This window comes from Paenibacillus sp. J31P316 (assembly GCF_056269105.1).
On record NZ_JBWDNI010000009.1, the window covers coordinates 111,528 to 130,236 of the forward strand.

The following is an 18,709-nucleotide window of genomic DNA, read 5'->3' on the forward strand; positions in this document are numbered from 1 at the left end:
GAAGCTTGCGGAGCTCAAGACTGCCGGCTGGAACGGGACGTTAACCCGTCTGCCGCGGTCCGCTTCGTACAAGCCGATGCGGGGGGATAAGCAATGTCGTCCAATATGGAAAAATGGCTGAACAGACGCGGTGTCGAGGTGAGCGATGTCGCGGATATCGTTTTTTCGCTGCAGCGCCCTTATAATCCGGACCTGACTTACCAAGAATGCGAAGAGAGCGTGTATCAAGTACTCGGCAAACGCGAGGTGCAGTACGTGTTGTTCACCGGCATCGCGCTGGATGAACTTGCCGAACGCAAGCTGCTCCCTGAGCCGCTGCAAGCCATAATGGAAGCGGACGAATCGCTTTACGGCGTCGACGAGACGCTGGCGCTTGGCATTACGAACGTGTACGGGATGATCGGCCTTACGAGCTTCGGTTATCTCGACAAGGTCAAGCCGGGCATTATTCGCAAGCTGAACGAGAAAGGCAAGCATGTCCATGTGTTTTTGGACGACCTCGTGGCGGGGTTGGCGGCAGCAGCATCCGCGCGCATCGCGCATCAGGATCCCAAGGCCAATCGGTATGACATCGCCGACCAATCGCTGTGAAAATCGAGCGGTCCGCCCACAACAAGGCATAGCTTCCAGCCGTGCGGCGTTGCGATGGAATCCGAACCTATGGTATCATGATGACATCATATGCCTAGATAACGAGAGTTTATATGGCGGCCATGGATCCCCATGTGCATTCAGATGATCCTTTTACCAATGCTCAGGAGGTTCCTTCATGTGGACGGTTATCTATATCGCGCCTACGGCAAAAATTGCGGAGAGCATTAAAAACCGGCTGACCCAGGAGGGGTTTCTTGTCAAGATTCGACCGATTAATGTTTCGAAGCAGCAATACGAAATATTGGTCCCTTCTGGCGAACTGGATGAAGTGCAGGAAGTGTTGAACGGCATTTTAAACTCGCAGCGTTAGCTCAGAGCTGCGTTTCCAAGCGCAGCCTGTAATTCTCAAAACGATTGCGTTTCAAACAGCGCAACGTGCATTTCCAAAAAACGATTGCGTTCCAACAGCGCAACCTGTATTTCCAAAAACTATTGCGCCCCCAAAGAGGTGTCACTCGTGTTCAAGGACTTATTCCATAAAAAAAAATACGCCACGATTCCTTCGGGTCAGCCTCGTACGAAGCCGGAAATACCGGAAGGCTTGATGTCCAAGTGCCCGAAGTGCGGCAACATTCAGTTCTCCAAGGAAATCGAGAAAAATTTGAAGGTCTGCCCAAGCTGCGGCCATCATTTCCGTCTCAGCGCCTGGGAACGGATCGCGATCACGCTTGACGAAGGTCGTCTGACGGAATTCGATGCCGATCTGTCTTCCGAGGATCCGCTCGGATTTCCGGGGTACGCTAGCAAGGTGGAAGCCCAGAAGAAGAGCTCCGGCCTGACCGATGCGGTCGTGACCGGTGAAGGGACGATCGGCGGAATGCCGGTCGTCGCCGCTTTCATGAGCTTCGATTTCTTCGCCGGAAGCATGGGCTCCGTCGTCGGCGAGAAAATTACGCGCGCGATCGAACAAGCCCATGCGAAACGCCTGCCGATGATCATTTTCTCCACGTCGAGCGGCGCCCGCATGCAGGAGAGCATTCTCAGCCTGATGCAGATGGCCAAGACAAGCGCCGCGCTTGGGAAATTCCAAGGTGACGGCGGGCTTTATATTTCCGTCATTACCGATCCGACCACGGGCGGCGTTTCCGCGAGCTTCGCGATGCTTGGCGACTTCAATTTGGCCGAGCCCGGCGCGCTTGTCGGCTTCGCCGGCCGCGTCGTCATCGAGCAGACGATCCGCCAGAAGCTGCCGGACAATTTCCAAACGGCGGAATTCAATCTGCAGCATGGACAACTGGATAAAGTCGTGCACCGCAAAGAAATGAAGCCGCTGCTGACCAAATTGCTTGATATGCATTCCGCGAAGGGGGAAATGATCAATGGCGGATGAACTTCCGTTTGAGAAGCCGCTGAACGAGCTGCAAAAGAAGATTGAAGAACTGAAAAAATTCGGCCAAGAATCCGGCATCGACTTCAGCGACGAAATTTCCCGCCTCGAGGAACGCTGCAAAACGCTGCAGGAAGAGCTTTACAACGAACTGACGCCTGCCCAAAAGATGCACACGGCGCGCCATCATGGCCGGCCGACGTCTTTGGATTTCATTGGAACGATATTCACCGATTTCATCGAGCTGCACGGAGATCGCCTGTTCGCGGATGATCTGGCGATTGTCGGGGGCTTAGCGAAGCTGAACGGCGTACCGGTTACGGTTATCGGCCATCAGCGCGGCAAGGATACGAAGGACAACATTGCCCGCTTCTTCGGCAGTCCGCATCCGGAAGGCTTCCGCAAAGCACTGAGACTCATGCAGCAGGCGAATAAATTCGGCCGTCCGATCGTGACGTTCATCGACACGAAGGGCGCCTATCCCGGCAATACCGCGGAAGAGCGCGGGCAATCCGAGGCGATCGCCCGCAATCTGCGCGAGATGGCTACTTTTGGCGTGCCGATCATCTGCGTGGTCATTGGCGAAGGAGGCAGCGGCGGCGCGCTTGCGCTCGGCGTAGGCAACCGCGTGCTGATGCTGGAGAACGCCATCTATTCCGCGATTTCGCCTAACGGCGCGGCGTCCATCCTATGGAAGGACGCTGGCCGCGCCGACGAGGCGGCTTCAGTCATGAAGATCACGGCCGGCGATTTGCTCGGGTTCGGAATCATCGAAGAGATCGTCGCGGAGCCGCAAGGCGGCGCCCACCGCGATCTTGCGGCTCAGGCCGAAACGATCAAAGAAGCGGTATGGCGCCATTTGGTCGAATTGTCCCGCATGTCGCCGGAAGAGCTCATCACGGATCGCTACAATAAATTCCGCAAAGTCGGCGCCTATCGTTCGCCGGAGCCGGCATCGCCGGCAGTACCGGTCATCGAAGCCGAGTCCGCACAAGTTTAACCCAAAACTATACGCAACGCATTAACGGAGGATGGATATTACTCATGCGCAAAACTAAGATTGTATGTACGATCGGCCCTTCCAGCGAATCGCTGGAAAACACGAAGAAGCTCATTAACGCGGGAATGAACGTTGCCCGTCTGAACTTCTCGCACGGCGATTTCGAAGAGCACGGCAACCGGATCAAGAACATCCGCCAAGCAAACAGAGAGCTCGGCAAGAACGTCGCGATTCTGCTCGATACCAAAGGACCCGAGATTCGTCTCGGCAAGCTGAAGGAAGAGCCGATCGAGCTGAACCAAGGCGAGACGATCACGCTCACGACGGAAGAAATTTTGGGAGACCGCGATCGTATTCCGGTAACGTATTCCAATTTGCCGGCCGATGTCGAGATCGGTTCGACGATTTTGATCGATGACGGCCTGATCGGGTTGACGGTCGAGGAAGTCCACGGCACGGAGATCAAATGCCGCATCGTGAACAGCGGACCGATCAAGAGCAAGAAAGGCGTTAACGTTCCGGGCGTACATATTTCGCTGCCGGGAATCACTGAGAAAGACGCCGGCGATATCGTGTTCGGCATCGAGCAGGGCGTTGATTTCATCGCGGCTTCCTTCGTGCGCAAAGCGACGGACGTCCTTGAAATCCGCGAATTGCTGGAGAAGCATAATGCCAGCCATATTCAAATCATTTCCAAAATCGAGAACCAACAAGGCGTGGATAACCTCGACGAAATCCTTGAAGTGTCCGACGGCCTGATGGTAGCCCGGGGCGATCTCGGCGTTGAAATTCCGGCCGAAGAGGTTCCGCTCGTTCAGAAACAAATGATTCAGAAGTGTAACCGCGCAGGTAAGCCGGTTATTACGGCAACGCAAATGCTGGATTCCATGCAGCGCAACCCGCGTCCGACGCGCGCGGAAGCAAGCGACGTCGCGAACGCCATCTTCGACGGCACCGATGCCATCATGCTTTCCGGCGAGACGGCTGCAGGAAAATATCCGGTTGAATCCGTACAAACGATGTCGCGCATCGCTGTTCGCGCGGAATCGGCGCTGGATTACCGCGAAATTTTCACAAAGCAGGCGAAAGCGCAGCAAACGACAGTAACGGAAGCAATCAGCCAAGCCGTTGCGAATTCGGCGCTTGATCTGAACACGAGAGCGATTATCACGTCGACAGAGAGCGGCTATACGGCGCGCATGGTATCCAAATACCGTCCGAAGTCGCCTATTATCGCCGTTACGCCGAATGAAGAAGTGATGCGCCGCCTTGCGCTCATTTGGGGCGTCATTCCCGTGCTCGGCACGCCGGCGGAAACGACGGACGCGATGTTCGATATCGCCGTACAAGGCGGCATCAATTCCGGTCTCGTGAAATTGGGCGATACCGTCATCATTACGGCGGGCGTTCCGGTAGGCCGTTCCGGCTCCACGAACCTGATCAAAATCCATACGCTCGGCGAAATGATCGCCAAAGGCCAAGGCATCGGCAGCCAAAGCGCAACGGGCAAAGTCGTTACGGCACGCACCCCTGAGGAAGCGATCGCGAAGACGACGGAAGGTTCCATTTTGGTTACGACTTCCACGGATCGCGAATACATGCCTGCGATTCAGAAAGCAGCGGCCGTTATTACGGAACAGGGCGGCATTACAAGCCATGCGGCAATCGTGGCACTGAACCTGGGCATTCCGGTTATTCTGGGCGTTCAGAACGCGCTGGGCTTGCTTCATGACGGTACGGAAGTAACGGTGTACGCTGAAGTTGGCGTCATCTATTCCGGACAAGCAAAGGTCATGTAAGAAACCTCATAGCGGCATAACACGTATAAGGAGCGATGGCGCGCAAGCGTCGTCGCTTTTCGTTCGGAATGGAGCGTAAGGAGGGAAAGCGTTGTCGGAATCAACGGAAGCTGCCGCGGTGTGGCATCTGCATCCGCTTCGGGTGAGATATCAGGAAACCGATCAGATGGGTGTCGTCTTTCATGGCAATTACGTGACATGGTTTGAAATCGGACGCACGGAAATCGTGCGCTCGCTCGGCATGACCTATGAAGCCATCGAGAAGCAGGGCTTGCTGCTGCCTGTCGTCGATTTGGAGTGCTCGTACTTGGCGCCGGCAAGGTACGACGACCGCGTTCTGGTCTGTACGTCCATTTCATCCTTTTCTCCGGTCCGGATGACCTTTCGCTCGGAAGTTAGGCGCATCGGAGAAAGGGACACGTTCCCGACATTCTGGCATCGCCCAGAGCCGCCAGGCGAGCTGCTGGTCAGAGGAGGCACGCGCCATGCGTGGGTGAATCGGGAATGGCGGCCGTCGCGCCTGGACAAGTCGCTGCCGGCGTTATATACGATGCTTCAATCCGCTGCGGATGGCACGTTTGCGACGGAGAAGGAGAGGACTTAAATGCTGAAATGGCTGATTGCGGCAATCATCGTGTTTCCGGCGATCGAGATGTGGGGCATTCTTCGAATGGGCCACTGGATAGGCGGCTGGCCGACGTTCGGCCTGCTCTTGCTGTCGGCCATCGCCGGCGCGCGACTGGCCAAATCCGAAGGACGTAAAGCGCTCATGGAAGTCCAGTCTCAGATGCAGAGCGGACGGCCGCCGGGCCACGCGATGCTGAACGGGGTCTGCGTGCTGGCAGGAGGCCTGCTTCTGCTGCTGCCTGGATTTTTCTCCGATATCGTGGGCATCACGCTTCTATTGCCGATTACGCGGCCGTTCTACCGGCTGCTCATGCTGCGATGGCTGGAGAAGAAACTGCGTAACGGCTCGTTTGTCATACGCAGAAGATAGTCGGTCACACCGCTTAGAAAACACTATTACTTAAACGTTAGGAATAGATGAATATGAGAATCGGGTTTTTCGACTCCGGCATCGGCGGGCTGACGGTATTGGCGGAATCGCTTCGCAGGCTCCCGGCCAAGGATTATTTGTATATGGCGGATACGCTTCATGTGCCGTACGGCACGAAACCGAAAGAGGATGTTAGGGATTACATTCTCGAGACGGTCGGTAAAATGAACGAGGTGGGCATGGATGCGCTGGTCGTCGCGTGCAATACGGCGACCAGCATCGCCATTCAAGAGCTCCGGGACATGTATTCCTTCCCGATCATCGGCATGGAGCCTGCGGTGAAGCCGGCGGTAGAGATGAATCGTGCGACGGGCAGGCGAGTGCTCGTCTTCGCAACGCCTCTTACCTTGCAGCAGCCAAAGTATTATGCCCTTCTATCCCGCGTGGACGAAGAGGGGATAGTCGATTCGCTGCCGTTGCCGGAGCTGGTCGGCTATTGCGAGCGGCTGGAATTCGACAGGGTGTTCATGAAGGCGTATTTCCTCGAGAAGCTGGCCGGCTATGATCTCGACAGCTATGGCATTCTGGTGCTTGGCTGCACGCATTATCCTTACTATACGGACATTTTGCGCGAGCTGCTCCCATCGCATATCCAGATCGTGAACGGCAATTCCGGTACCGTCAAACGGCTTGCCGCGCAGCTGAACCGATTCGGTATCGGCGAAGGAGGCGGAAGCGGGGACATTCAATTCCTCTGTTCGGGCGACGATCCGGCGTACGTGGATAAGATGAAGACCGCGCTCGCGTATATTCAAGAAAGCCAAATCAAGCAGGGCACTTATTAATTTCATTATTGATATCGAGTCGAATTCGTTTGCAACGACAAGAAGCCTTCCGTCCGTATTCCGCGGATAGAAGGCTTCTGCTTCGTTAATGAGCTATAATGAAGAAGAATGCAGGCGAAGCCGCGTGAAGACTCACTTCGGCCCGCGGACGATGAACCAGTACACGTCCCGGAAAACATTTGCTTTATGTATGGCCGTCAAGATAATGAGGGAGACCGGTCCGATGATAAGCCCGAGTACGCCGAACAGCTTCAAGCCGACGAACATCGCGATGAGCGTCGGCAGCGCTTCGAGTCCGACGCTGCTCGCGAGCACTTTGGGCTCGATCGTTTGCCGTGCGACAAGAATGACGCCGTATAGGATAGAGAGCTCGATGCCGAGCGTCACATCGCCATAGATGAAGGTATAGATAATCCACGGCACCATGACTGCTCCGACGCCGAGATAAGGAAGCAAATCGACGAGACCGATCAGCATGCCGATCGTAATCGCGTAATGTACGCCTATGAGGAGCAGGCCCACGGTAACGACGACGGCCGTGATGGAAATCATGATGAATTGGGCGCGCAAATAGCCGAAGAGCGCCTTCTTCAAATCCCGCCAGACAACCGAGGTGGACTGCATGATTTGCTGCGGTAACCATCCCGAAGTCCGCATGCCGAGCCGCGTCCAATCTTTGCTGATGAAGAATGCGGCGAGCAGCACGACGATGGAGATCGTGGCAACGTTCGGGAGCGATGTGATAATATTGACGATGCCGTTCAGAATTGAGGTAATGATATTCGTGCTCGTCTGCGCCAGCAAATTCGCCGTATCGGAGATGCGTCCGTTGATCGTCTCCTGATAGTTGGGGTTATCCTGGTAGAAGGACGTCAGCTTCTCGATCAGGTTCTGTACCTCGGGCTTATCCATAATGGACTCGAACTGATTCTTCCACCAATCGATATTGCTGCTGAGCGACTTGGATAACGTGATAATCTCGACGACGATCCGAGTCACGAGCGCGGACACGATCGTCAGCATGGCGACGGCGAACACGATGAGCGATATGGAGACGCCGAGCCAGCGCGGGATTTTCAATTTGCGGTGAAGCAGATTGACGATGGGATTGATCGCATAAGCGAGCAGCCAGCCAAGAAGAAACGGATACACGAGCGGCGTTACGTAAATTACGGCGAGCACGAAGAGAACGAGTAACGACAGCACCATCGCGGTGCGCCAAATCCTTCTCCAAATAACACGGTCCATAAAGCCATCACTCCTCTAAGTTCTAAGCGGCCGAAAACTCTTTATACATATTGTATAATTGTAGCATAGCGAGTATGGCCTTTACCAAAAAATAAGTATCGCCTGCTTTTCTTTACGCCGGCTTTACAATCTTTTAATATGGAACAAACAGTAAGCCTACATAATAGGGATATTCGACAAGCAGGAGGATCCCGGATCGATGAATAAAACCATTTCGCCTTATGTAAATCGTGATCTCAGCTGGGTCGAGTTTAATCGCAGAGTACTGGAAGAAGCGCAGGATCCCGGTAATCCGCTTTTGGAGCGCGCCAAATTTTTGGCAATCGTGTCAAGCAATCTGGATGAATTCATGAGCGTTCGCGTCGCGGGCATCCAAGATCAGATGAAAGCCGGCTATACGAAGCCCGACTTTACCGGTTACACGCCGGCCGGCCTTTGGAAGAGACTAATGAAGAGAACCGGACAGATGGTTGCCGACCAATACCGGACGTACCGCGAGGTGCTGCGCGGGCTGTCGAAGGAAGGCATCTGTTTCCGGACCATCGAAGAATTGAATCCGCCTCAGCTTAAAGCGGTCGATGAATATTTTCACGAAATCGTTTTCCCGGTACTGACCCCGATGGCGGTGGATCAGAGCCGGCCGTTTCCGCTGCTTCATTCCAAGGAGCTGTATCTCTCGGTGCTGCTTGGCCGCGGCGAGGGGCCCGAGCTTGACGAGGAGCCGTTCTTCGCGATCGTACAGGTACCTTCCATCCTGCAACGGTTCGTTCCGGTTCCCGGTCGGATCAACAGCAAGAAACATGAATTCGTGCTGCTGGAGCAGCTGATTGAACGGCATATCAACACCTTGTTCAATGGATATACGACGATTGCCGTCGATCCGTTTCGTTTGACCCGCAATGCGGATTTGACGCTGAACGAAGAAGGCGCGGAGGATCTGCTCGAGGAGATCGAGAAGGAGATCCGGAGAAGGCGCTGGGGGCTTCCCGTTCGGCTGGAATACGGCAAGGGCATGCATACGTACTCGCTGCAAATGTTGAAGGAAGAGCTGGAGCAGGGAGAGAATTTGTTCGAGATCGACGGGCCTCTGGATCTCAGTTTCCTGATGCGCTTCGCCGGCTCGCTCGATGGCTACGAGAATTTGAAGTACCCCCGGATCGAACCGGTTTATCCGCTCGAATTCGAAGAAACGGACGACATGTTCGCCGTCCTTCGGCAGGAAGACGTGCTTGTCTATCATCCGTATGAATCCTTCGATGCCGTAACGGATTTCGTCATGGATGCGGCGCAGGATCCGAATGTGCTGGCCATCAAGATGACGCTGTACCGGGTAAGCGGCCAATCCGCGCTTGTACAGGCGCTGGCGCTGGCTGCCGAAGCCGGCAAGCAGGTAACGGTGGTCGTGGAGCTGAAGGCGAGGTTCGACGAGGAGCGCAATATCGCTTGGGCACGTCAGCTGGAGAAAGCCGGATGCCATGTCGTATACGGGCTTGTAGGCTTGAAAACGCACGCGAAAATCACGCTGGTCGTGCGCCGGGAGCAGGGCATGCTGCGCAGGTATGTGCATGTGGGAACGGGTAATTATAACGACAATACGGCAAAGCTCTATACGGATATCGGACTGTTTACCTCCCACCCCGTCATCGGAGCGGATGCTTCCGCCCTGTTCAACGAAATCACCGGCTATTCGTCACCGTACGAGTGGAAGGCGTTCGGCGTTGCGCCGACGGATCTGAAGCAGAAGCTGTTCAGCCTGATCGACAGGGAGAAGGCGCATGCCGCCGAAGGAAAACCCGCCCATATCATCGCAAAAATGAACAGCTTATCGCATCAAGAGATGATCGATAAGCTGTACGAGGCTTCCAAGGCGGGCGTTCGCATCGAGCTGATCGTCCGCGGCGTATGCTGCCTTCGTCCCGGCGTGCCGGGCTTAAGCGAGAACATTCGCGTTATCAGCATCGTGGACCGGTTTCTCGAGCATGCCCGCATCATCTATTTCCGAAATGGCGGCGACGAGGAACTGTTCCTCTCCAGCGCCGATTGGATGACGCGCAACCTGACCCGCCGGATCGAGCTCATGTGTCCCGTTTTCGACGGCAGACTGCGCAAAGTGCTTATCAACGTGCTTCGCATGAATTTGGAAGATAACTCGAAGGCGCGGGAACTGCAGTCGAGCGGCGGCTATGAGGCAGTTCAGAATGACCTGAAGCCGCTGCGCAGCCAATTCTATGCCACGAGCATCCGCAAGTGGAAGAGCTAACCTGGGAAGGCGCGGAGCAAGCTACAGAAGGACAGGCGTGAGGCCCCATAGCTTCTTGAAATCACTGGCCTGCGCTTCGACTTCTTTTCGCTCCACGTCCAGGGAGCCGCTTGCCCTGACGGCATGCAGGCGCAGCTTGCCGTCCAACGTTTCGACGACCAGCTTGCCGATTGCCTGCGTCTCGCTGCGGTCCAGCGCGATCGCCAGCTGAAGCAGCGTACCCAGCTTGCAGATCAGGGCAATATCCTCTTCGGACAAAAGAGGTTTATAGAGCGCCGCGTTCTGTTTGGTGCGGTTTTTGCTTTTGTACGAGGCGATCAGCGAGCAGAGGAGCAATTCGCGGTGGGACAAGCCGTTCAGCCGGGAATTGACCATGAGATAGAACGTATGCCGCTTGTAATCGTAATAATCGATGCTGGCTCCGATCCGGTGAAGCGTTGAAGCGATATCGATGAATAGCAGGGAGCGGTCTTGCGACGGCCTGTGTACTTGCAGCGTTTCTGCCAGCTGAAGCACGATGCGATTGACCTGCGACGTATGCTGCATGGGCGCTTCAGGATGCAGGGCGGCCAAATTGTTTACACTGTACATGACGACATCGTCCATCCGCGGCCGTTCCGGGAAACGGGTGGAGAAGAACAATCCATCGCGAAGGCCTGCGCCGCAGATCAAATAATGCGAAGCGCCGACGGTGCGGAAAATCGACCGGAGGATCGCCAGGCCGGGAACGATAATATCGACGCGGTCTTTGGACAACCCAGGGAAATTTTTGCGTTTGCTGACCGGCAGCTTCCGGAGCAGTTCAATAAGTTCGTCCGTGGCTTGACCTTCAATGGGATAATTATGCGTGCTTTCGAACGGGTATTTCACGAAAGCCTGGTGCATTTTGCCGAGCGAGCGGACGGTGCCGCCGACGCCGACGAGCGGAAGTCCGGGCTCGTTCTTGAGCCACGCCTCTCGTTCGACAGCCTGCCCCACGTGCTGCTCCAGCTCTCTTAGCTGGACATCGGACAGCATGCCGCCATTCGCGAACCGGCTCGTCAGGCTGACGCAGCCGAACGGAAACGAGACGGCCCGGACTAGCTCGCGGTTCTTGAACAGCGAGACCTCCGTGCTGCCGCCGCCGATATCGATCAGAAATCCATCCGTGACGGACATCGTATTGATCATGCCGAGAAATCCGAAGCCGGCTTCTTCCTCGCCGGAGATCAGCTCGATTGGCAGCCCCGTCTCGGACTCGATACGGCTCAAGACGTGGCTCCGATTCGTGGAATTGCGAACGGCGGCTGTCGCGACGGCACGGATAAGGCCTGTCTTATGTTGTGCGCAAATTAATCGGAAATGGTTAATCATATCAATGAGCTCTTGAATGATCCGGTCCGGCAGGGAGCCGTCCTCGTCCAAATGCTCGCTCAGCCGCGCAGCCCGTTTGCTGCCGTCGATAACCCGGTGTGCGCCGCTGGAGGTCCGCTCATAAACGACCAAGCGGATGGAGTTGGAGCCGATATCGATAATGCCGATGCGTTGTTCCGTCAATAGGAGAACCTCCTTCGGATAGCCTATTGCCCATTTTACCATTTGACGCAAGCTTCAACAAAGCTTGTTTGCTTCAAACGGGTAAAAGGCTGGCGATTGGGGTAAAATCATGGGAGGATTCTTATCACGAAATCGGGTTTTCGTGCGGGAAAAAAGCTTTTATGGTAGCGATAAAGCATTTTTATGTCTAGTTTTGTTTCATTCCGGGCCGAAATCCGATATGATTGAGTACGACGATACGGAACTCGAATCCATCTATTGTTAAACTTGTTACGAATTTTTTAAATACAAAGGCGCTAAAGGAGAGAGAAACATGACAGCAACCAAAGGTCTGGAGGGTATTGTCGCTACGACTTCCTCGATCAGCTCGATCATCGACGGCGTTCTGACTTATCGCGGCATCAACATTGACGATTTGGCAGAGAACGCATCTTTCGAAGAAGTGGCGTACCTGCTGTGGTACGGCAAGCTGCCGAACCAATCCGAGCTGAACGACTTGCTTCAGCAGTTCGGAGAATACGCGGCACTTCCTGCCGGCGTACTGGATTCTTTGAAGATCTACCCGAGCGGAACCAACTCCATGGCGGCCCTTCGCACAGCTGTATCCAGCCTTGCTCTGTTCGATGAGCAGGCTAACGATATGTCCAAAGAAGCGAATATCAAGAAAGCCATCAAAATTCAAGCTCAAATTCCGACGCTTATCGCCGCGTTCGCTCGCATCCGCGAAGGCAAAGAGCCGGTAGCGCCGAAAAACGGCGTCTCCATCGCTTACAACTTCCTTTACATGCTGAACGGCACGGAGCCTGATCAAGTAGCGGTCAAAGCATTGGATCAAGCGCTTGTTCTTCATGCCGATCATGAGCTGAACGCTTCCACGTTCGCGGCGCGCGTAACGGTAGCGACGCTGTCCGATATCTATTCCGGCATTACGTCTGCAATCGGCGCGCTCAAAGGACCGCTGCACGGCGGCGCGAACGAAGCGGTTATGGTCATGCTCGAAGAAATCGGATCGTTTGCCAACGTGGAATCGTATATCAACGAGAAACTGGCGAACAAAGAGAAAATCATGGGCTTCGGCCACCGCGTTTACAAAAACGGCGACCCGCGCGCGAAGCATCTTCAAAAAATGTCCCGCGAGCTGGGCAAACTGACGGGCAACATGGAGCTTTATGAAATGTCCGTCAAAATCGAAGAGCTCGTCACCGGCCAAAAAGGACTGAAGCCGAACGTAGACTTCTACTCGGCATCGGTATACACGACGCTCGGCATTCCGCGCGACCTGTTCACGCCGATCTTCGCGATCAGCCGTGCGTCGGGATGGACCGCTCATATCTTGGAGCAATACGAGAACAACCGCCTGATCCGTCCTCGCGCGGAATACACAGGTCCGGTTGATCAGACCGTAACGCCGATCACGCAGCGCTAAGGCAGGATCGAATATGCAGTCGGGCGGCTAAGGTATCCTTCGCCGCCCTTGCCCTGACGGGGTGTTGGCAGTCAGCCGTTCAAGCTGCGCCGCCGGCTCCCGTCATCATTATGCGCACCGTACAAAACCATTTTAGGAGGAATTTATTTTATGCAACTCGAAAAATTCGCTCTGCCTACTGAAGGCGAGAAAATCACGATCGATAACGGCGTGCTTCAAGTGCCGAACAACCCTATCATTCCTTTCATCGAAGGCGACGGCACGGGCCGCGACATCTGGAAAGCTTCCAAGCGCGTATTGGACGCAGCAGTCGATAAAGCATACGGCGGCGAGAAGAAAATCGCATGGTACGAAGTTTTCGCCGGCGAGAAAGCATTTAATAACTACGGCGAGTGGCTTCCTGCCGACACGCTGACTGCAATTCGCGAATACATCGTCGCTATCAAAGGACCATTGACGACGCCGATCGGCGGCGGCATTCGTTCCCTGAACGTTGCGCTTCGTCAAGAGCTTGACCTGTACACTTGCCTGCGTCCCGTTCGTTACTTCGACGGCGTGCCTTCCCCGGTCAAACGCCCTGAACTCGTAAACATGGTCATTTTCCGTGAGAACACAGAAGACATCTACGCCGGCATCGAGTACCAATCCGGCTCCGAAGACGTGAAGAAAGTGATCTCCTTCCTGCAGAACGAAATGGGCGTAAACAAAATCCGTTTCCCTGAAACTTCGGGTATCGGCATCAAGCCGGTTTCGGCAGAAGGCTCCAAACGTCTGGTTCGCGCAGCGATCGAATACGCGCTCAAGCATGGCCGCAAAACGCTGACGCTGGTTCATAAAGGCAATATCATGAAATACACAGAAGGCGCGTTCAAGAACTGGGGCTATGAAGTAGCCGAGCAAGAGTTCGCGGACAAAACGTTCACATGGGGTCAATACGACCGCATTAAAGAAGCAGAAGGCACGGATGCGGCTAACAAAGCGCAAAAAGACGCCGAAGCAGCTGGCAAGCTGATCGTGAAAGACGCAATCGCCGACATCGCGCTGCAGCAAGTACTGACTCGCCCAACGGACTTCGACGTTATCGCAACGCTGAACCTGAACGGCGACTACCTCTCCGACGCATTGGCTGCGCAAGTAGGCGGCATCGGTATCGCGCCGGGAGCCAACATCAACTACCTGACTGGACATGCTATCTTCGAAGCAACGCACGGTACGGCTCCGAAATATGCGGACCTCGACGTCGTTAACCCGGGTTCCGTTATCCTGTCCGGCGTCATGCTGCTTGAGCACCTGGGCTGGCAGGAAGCGGCTGACTCCATCTACAAAGGTTTGGAAACAGCGATCAACAACAAAACCGTTACGTACGACTTCGCCCGCCTGATGGAAGGCGCGACGGAAGTGAAATGCTCGGCGTTTGCTGACGAGATCATCAAACATCTGTAATCTATGAGGGTCGATAGACCCTCATGTATAACTCCTATATTTCATGTGCATCCTATAAAATCGAGTGCATTCTTCAGCTCCTCCTAAAAGGATCCGGAGAAGCGCTTGGTGGATACGGCGTGCAGGGCATACACGAGAATCGCATGGCTTAGCCACTGCGGTTCTTGTTCGCTCTTACGCCGTTTAAATAGGTTGGCGCTTGCAGCGCATGGTAGTCTTAAGCGGCCGCTTAACGCGACAAATCCATATCGCCGCTGTGAGCGGCAAACGATAGGAGGCTTTTCCTGAAATGGCGATTAAACGCAATAAAATTACGGTTGTCGGCGCCGGCTTCACAGGTGCGACTACGGCGTTGATGCTGGCGCAAAAAGAGCTTGGCGACGTAGTGCTCGTCGATATCCCGCAGCTCGAGAACCCAACGAAAGGCAAAGCGCTCGATATGATGGAATCGACGCCCGTTCAAGGCATCGACTCCAAAATCATCGGGACCTCGAACTACGAGGATACGAAGGGTTCGCAAGTCGTGATCATTACGGCGGGAATCGCGCGCAAGCCCGGCATGAGCCGCGACGATCTCGTCAACACCAATGCAGGCATCGTGAAATCCGTCTGCGAAAATATTAAAGCGACAAGTCCGGAAGCCTATGTCATCATTCTGTCCAACCCGGTCGATGCGATGACTTACGTGGCCTACAATGCGCTCGGATTCCCGAAAAACCGCGTCATCGGCCAGTCCGGCGTTCTCGATACGGCTCGCTATTGCACCTTTATCGCTGAAGAGTTGAATGTATCCGTGGAAGATGTCCGCGGATTCGTGCTTGGCGGTCATGGCGACGATATGGTTCCGCTCGTTCGTTACTCCAACGTCGGGGGGATCCCGATCGAGAAGCTGATTTCGGCTGAACGCATTGAAGCCATCGTCCAGCGCACGCGCGTTGGCGGCGGTGAAATCGTTAATCTGCTCGGCAACGGCAGCGCGTATTACGCGCCTGCGGCATCGCTGGTACAGATGACGGAAGCGATTTTGAAGGACAAGAAACGGATTACGCCGGTTATCGCGCTACTTCAGGGCGAATACGGGTATGACAACCTGTTCATGGGCGTACCTGCAATTCTGGGCGGCGACGGCATCGAGAAAGTGTTCGAGCTTGAGCTGACGGAAGACGAGAAAGCGGCGCTTGAGAAATCCGCGAATTCCGTACGCAGCGTCATTGCCGTCGTCACTGGCTAATTACATTCATCGTATCCACGCTCATAAAGCCTATGAGACCCTGACTGAGTACCGTCAGGGTCTTCCTATTTTCAAACGAAATCATCATCCGTTATGGAGGGATTGCATGCAACAGGAAGCGCTGCAGACGTTAAAACGAGTATATGGTTATGACAGCTTCCGGAAAGGCCAAAGCGATATTATCGACGGCTTGCTGACCGGCAAAGATACGCTGGCCATTCTGCCGACGGGCGGCGGGAAGTCTATATGTTATCAGATACCGGCTATGCTTCTGCCAGGTACGTCGATCATCGTATCGCCGCTAATTTCCCTAATGAAAGATCAGGTAGACGCGTTAAACCGGCTGGGCGTTCCCGCGGCGTTCTTGAACAGCTCGCTGGATGCGGCCACGTATCGGGAGGTTGTCAGACAAACCTCGCAGGGCGCCTATAAGCTGCTATACGTCGCGCCGGAGCGGCTGGACAGCGGGATGTTCGAATCGTTGTCCGCGCAGATGCACATTCCCCTCATCGCCATCGACGAGGCGCACTGCGTGTCCCAATGGGGCCATGATTTTCGTCCAAGCTACCGTCAGCTTGCCGGCTGGATCGGCCGCTTGGAGAACCGTCCGCCGGTTGCGGCGTTCACGGCAACGGCGACTCCGGAAGTGTCAGAGGATATTGCCGCCATGCTGGGCCTGCACGACCCGAATATTTTCGTCACGGGTTTCGCGCGAACGAACTTGACGTTGTCGGTCGTTACGGGAACGGATAAACGGAAGTTTTTGCGGGATTTCGTGCAGCAGCGCCCCGATCAATCGGGCATCGTCTATACGGCGACGCGCAAGGAGGCAGAGGAAGTTTGCGACGACCTGTCGCGCCTCGGCATCGCAGTAGGCAAGTATCATGGCGGCTTGCACGACGACGATCGGGCGGACGCGCAGGAGCGGTTCCGGTTCGACGAGAATCGGGTCATGGTGGCGACGAACGCGTTTGGAATGGGGATCGACAAGCCGAACGTCCGCTACGTCATTCATTGGCAGATGCCAGGCGACGTGGAATCGTACTATCAGGAAGCGGGCCGTGCGGGCCGCGACGGGGAAGAGAGCGAATGCGTGCTTCTGTTCGAGCCGCAGGACGTACAGGTACAGCGTTTTCTCATTGATCGGGGAACGGGAGATCCGGATCGCAAGACGATCCAGCTGAACAAGCTGTATACGATGATGCATTACAGCCGGACGGAGAAATGCCTGCTGCAGTATATCGTGCGCTATTTTGGGGAGGCGGACGTGCCGGAATGCGGCAAATGCAGCAACTGCATGGACGTCAGCGCCATGGTGGACGTGACGGAGGACGCCCGCAAGGCGCTGTCCTGCGTCGGTCGTCTCAAAGGCCGGTTCGGCATCTCGATGGCTGCGAAAGTATTGAAAGGCTCCCGGGAGAAGCGGATTCTCGAATTCGGCTTCGACCGCTTGTCCACGTACGGCTTGATGCGTCAATGGACCGAGCGCGATATCTCGGACTTGATGTATTTCCTCGTCGCGGAAGGATATTTGCGCATTAGCGAAGGCGAATATCCGACAGTGTCGCTGACGGCGGAAGCATTGCCCGTGCTGGAAGGCAGCATTCAAGTCCAACGTCGCCAGAGCGCGGCGGCGAAGCGCAGAGAGACGGCCGGTTCCGCTCTGCCGGCAGCGAATGCGCCGTTGTTCGAAGCGCTGCGAGAATGGCGCAGAGAGACGGCCGCTCGGGAGAAGGTTCCGCCGTTCATGCTGTTCTTCGATGCAGCCTTGAGGGAAATCGCGGACAGACAGCCCGTGAATTCGGAGCAGCTGCTTGCCGTTAAAGGCATCGGAGCCGCGAAAGTAAGCAAGTACGGTCACGATGTCATCGCCATCGTCCGGCAGTTTAAGAAGGACGGTGCGCAAGGCAGCAGGAACGAAAGCGGGAATGCCAGTCTGGCGCAGAAGAACCCTGGGGCAGACGAACAGTCTGACGATTACGCGCAGACTGCGGCGGGAGGCATCTTCAGCTCCTCGACTGAGACGGAGACACCGAGACAGACGGGGGCATCAAGCCCATCGGGAGCGGAAGAGCTAACCCGGTTGGAAGGTTTGTCGAGCCATATGCAGACGTTGACGCTGTTCGCCGAAGGCAGAACGCTGGCGGAGATCGCATCCCTCCGCGGGATGAGCCGCGTCACGATCGAGAACCATCTGCTGCGCTGCGGGGAAGAAGGGGAAGAGCTGCCGTGGAGCGATTTCATTCCGCCGCAGCACGAGGCGCTGATCGTGGAGACGATTGCCCAAGTAGGCGCGGAGAAGCTGAAGCCGATCAAGGAAGCTTTGCCGGAAGACGTGGATTATTTCGCGATTAAAGCCGCCATCGTCAAGCATCGCCTGTCGTCTGCTGGAGAGTAAAGCGTTTTTTTGAATTGCCTGGCTAGTTTTAGTATACTTACAGATGAATATATTTTCCGAGGAGGACGCTTGATGTCTAGTTTTATGTTATTTTTGCATTTGATCGGCGCAGCTGGATTGGGGTTCTACATTGCCCTGCCGTTTATGGCCGGCCGTGCGACCAAGCTTGACGGCGGGGGGCAAGCCGGACTGGCAGAAGGATTGGCGTCCGCTAACCGCATTGCACAATATTTCCTGGTTCTTCAACTTCTTACGGGCGGGTATTTGATGTCGCAAGCCGATTATAAAGTCGTATGGATGATTATCGTCACCGTGTTGTTCCTGGCGATTGCCGCAATCGGCGGCATCATCTCGAAACCGCTTAAGCGGATTGCGGCTTCGATCCAGGGCGGGGAGAGCGCTTCGTCGCATATCGCGAAGGTACGTACGCTGAGCGTGATTTTGCTGCTCATTTATCTGGTGACGATCTATTTCATGCAGCATCCGATTGTGAAATAGTCATTGGATCATAAACAGAACAAAGCATAGTGGAGGGGTTACGGTTG

Annotated in this window: 16 protein-coding genes; 14 read left to right on the forward strand and 2 right to left on the reverse strand. The window is 55.2% G+C overall.

What is annotated here, in order from left to right; all coding sequences use genetic code 11:
- Positions 1-93 precede the first annotated feature (93 nt).
- The 8 genes from AC0YNU_RS22730 (at position 94) to murI (ending at position 6,622) form a co-directional block, all read left to right on the forward strand.
- On the forward strand, positions 94-591 hold the full coding sequence (locus tag AC0YNU_RS22730) for a phosphatidylglycerophosphatase A family protein (RefSeq protein WP_475760911.1): 498 nt from the start codon (positions 94-96) through the stop codon (positions 589-591).
- A gap of 178 nt (positions 592-769) precedes the next feature.
- Positions 770-964 (forward strand): glutamate decarboxylase, encoded by a 195-nt coding sequence (locus tag AC0YNU_RS22735; protein WP_161697733.1) that lies wholly within the window; start codon positions 770-772, stop codon positions 962-964.
- A 147-nt stretch (positions 965-1,111) separates the two neighbouring features.
- Positions 1,112-1,984, forward strand: coding sequence for an acetyl-CoA carboxylase, carboxyltransferase subunit beta (gene accD / locus AC0YNU_RS22740; protein WP_475760914.1), 873 nt, complete (start codon positions 1,112-1,114; stop codon positions 1,982-1,984).
- Entirely contained in the window at positions 1,974-2,981 is a 1,008-nt protein-coding gene (locus AC0YNU_RS22745) for an acetyl-CoA carboxylase carboxyltransferase subunit alpha (protein WP_475760916.1), read from the forward strand. The genes accD and AC0YNU_RS22745 overlap by 11 nt, the downstream gene beginning before the upstream one ends.
- Positions 2,982-3,025: 44 nt before the next feature.
- Entirely contained in the window at positions 3,026-4,780 is a 1,755-nt protein-coding gene (gene pyk, locus AC0YNU_RS22750) for a pyruvate kinase (protein WP_475760919.1), read from the forward strand.
- Positions 4,781-4,871: 91 nt separating this feature from the next.
- Positions 4,872-5,384 carry an acyl-CoA thioesterase gene (locus AC0YNU_RS22755; protein WP_475760921.1) on the forward strand — a complete coding sequence of 171 codons (513 nt, stop codon included), beginning with the start codon at positions 4,872-4,874 and terminating at the stop codon, positions 5,382-5,384.
- Complete coding sequence (locus tag AC0YNU_RS22760; protein WP_475760923.1) at positions 5,385-5,777, forward strand: FxsA family protein; 393 nt, start codon at positions 5,385-5,387, stop codon at positions 5,775-5,777. It abuts the gene before it with no gap.
- 53 nt (positions 5,778-5,830) lie between these two features.
- A complete protein-coding gene (gene murI, locus AC0YNU_RS22765; RefSeq protein WP_475760925.1) occupies positions 5,831-6,622 on the forward strand; it encodes a glutamate racemase in 792 nt (263 codons plus the stop codon).
- Between the two features lie 132 nt (positions 6,623-6,754).
- Here the strand turns inward: murI and ytvI are convergent, their stop codons facing one another.
- Positions 6,755-7,870 carry a sporulation integral membrane protein YtvI gene (gene ytvI / locus AC0YNU_RS22770; RefSeq protein WP_475760927.1) on the reverse strand — a complete coding sequence of 372 codons (1,116 nt, stop codon included), beginning with the start codon at positions 7,868-7,870 and terminating at the stop codon, positions 6,755-6,757.
- Positions 7,871-8,069: 199 nt separating this feature from the next.
- On the opposite strand from ytvI, the gene ppk1 reads away from it, so the two are divergent.
- The gene (ppk1, locus tag AC0YNU_RS22775; protein ID WP_475760929.1) at positions 8,070-10,130 is read left to right on the forward strand and encodes a polyphosphate kinase 1; all 2,061 of its coding nucleotides are present in this window, start codon (positions 8,070-8,072) and stop codon (positions 10,128-10,130) included.
- Between the two features lie 21 nt (positions 10,131-10,151).
- Here ppk1 and AC0YNU_RS22780 read toward each other — a convergent pair whose 3' ends face one another.
- Positions 10,152-11,666: a Ppx/GppA phosphatase family protein gene (locus tag AC0YNU_RS22780; RefSeq protein WP_475760931.1), complete on the reverse strand. Its 1,515-nt coding sequence runs from the start codon at positions 11,664-11,666 to the stop codon at positions 10,152-10,154.
- Between the two features lie 313 nt (positions 11,667-11,979).
- Here AC0YNU_RS22780 and citZ point away from each other — a divergent pair, with 313 nt between their 5' ends.
- The 5 genes from citZ to AC0YNU_RS22805 all read left to right on the forward strand — a co-directional run bounded on the left by citZ (position 11,980) and on the right by AC0YNU_RS22805 (position 18,662).
- Entirely contained in the window at positions 11,980-13,092 is a 1,113-nt protein-coding gene (gene citZ / locus AC0YNU_RS22785) for a citrate synthase (protein WP_475760933.1), read from the forward strand.
- Between the two features lie 150 nt (positions 13,093-13,242).
- Entirely contained in the window at positions 13,243-14,535 is a 1,293-nt protein-coding gene (icd, locus tag AC0YNU_RS22790) for an NADP-dependent isocitrate dehydrogenase (RefSeq protein ID WP_475760935.1), read from the forward strand.
- 289 nt (positions 14,536-14,824) lie between these two features.
- Positions 14,825-15,766 (forward strand): malate dehydrogenase, encoded by a 942-nt coding sequence (gene mdh, locus AC0YNU_RS22795; RefSeq protein ID WP_475760937.1) that lies wholly within the window; start codon positions 14,825-14,827, stop codon positions 15,764-15,766.
- A gap of 106 nt (positions 15,767-15,872) precedes the next feature.
- Positions 15,873-18,164: a DNA helicase RecQ gene (gene recQ / locus AC0YNU_RS22800; protein ID WP_475760939.1), complete on the forward strand. Its 2,292-nt coding sequence runs from the start codon at positions 15,873-15,875 to the stop codon at positions 18,162-18,164.
- 72 nt (positions 18,165-18,236) lie between these two features.
- Positions 18,237-18,662 carry a hypothetical protein gene (locus AC0YNU_RS22805; RefSeq protein ID WP_475760941.1) on the forward strand — a complete coding sequence of 142 codons (426 nt, stop codon included), beginning with the start codon at positions 18,237-18,239 and terminating at the stop codon, positions 18,660-18,662.
- Positions 18,663-18,709: the final 47 nt, after the last annotated feature.

What these genes read in the sequence shown, in the direction of transcription:
- AC0YNU_RS22730 (WP_475760911.1), top strand. Translation starts at nt 94, where the DNA reads ATGTCGTCCAATATGGAAAAATGGCTGAACAGACGCGGTGTCGAGGTG.
- AC0YNU_RS22735 (WP_161697733.1), top strand. Translation starts at nt 770, where the DNA reads ATGTGGACGGTTATCTATATCGCGCCTACGGCAAAAATTGCGGAGAGC.
- AC0YNU_RS22745 (WP_475760916.1), top strand. Translation starts at nt 1,974, where the DNA reads ATGGCGGATGAACTTCCGTTTGAGAAGCCGCTGAACGAGCTGCAAAAG.
- pyk (WP_475760919.1), top strand. Translation starts at nt 3,026, where the DNA reads ATGCGCAAAACTAAGATTGTATGTACGATCGGCCCTTCCAGCGAATCG.
- AC0YNU_RS22760 (WP_475760923.1), top strand. Translation starts at nt 5,385, where the DNA reads ATGCTGAAATGGCTGATTGCGGCAATCATCGTGTTTCCGGCGATCGAG.
- murI (WP_475760925.1), top strand. Translation starts at nt 5,831, where the DNA reads ATGAGAATCGGGTTTTTCGACTCCGGCATCGGCGGGCTGACGGTATTG.
- ytvI (WP_475760927.1), bottom strand. Translation starts at nt 7,870, where the DNA reads ATGGACCGTGTTATTTGGAGAAGGATTTGGCGCACCGCGATGGTGCTG.
- ppk1 (WP_475760929.1), top strand. Translation starts at nt 8,070, where the DNA reads ATGAATAAAACCATTTCGCCTTATGTAAATCGTGATCTCAGCTGGGTC.
- citZ (WP_475760933.1), top strand. Translation starts at nt 11,980, where the DNA reads ATGACAGCAACCAAAGGTCTGGAGGGTATTGTCGCTACGACTTCCTCG.
- icd (WP_475760935.1), top strand. Translation starts at nt 13,243, where the DNA reads ATGCAACTCGAAAAATTCGCTCTGCCTACTGAAGGCGAGAAAATCACG.
- mdh (WP_475760937.1), top strand. Translation starts at nt 14,825, where the DNA reads ATGGCGATTAAACGCAATAAAATTACGGTTGTCGGCGCCGGCTTCACA.
- recQ (WP_475760939.1), top strand. Translation starts at nt 15,873, where the DNA reads ATGCAACAGGAAGCGCTGCAGACGTTAAAACGAGTATATGGTTATGAC.
- AC0YNU_RS22805 (WP_475760941.1), top strand. Translation starts at nt 18,237, where the DNA reads ATGTCTAGTTTTATGTTATTTTTGCATTTGATCGGCGCAGCTGGATTG.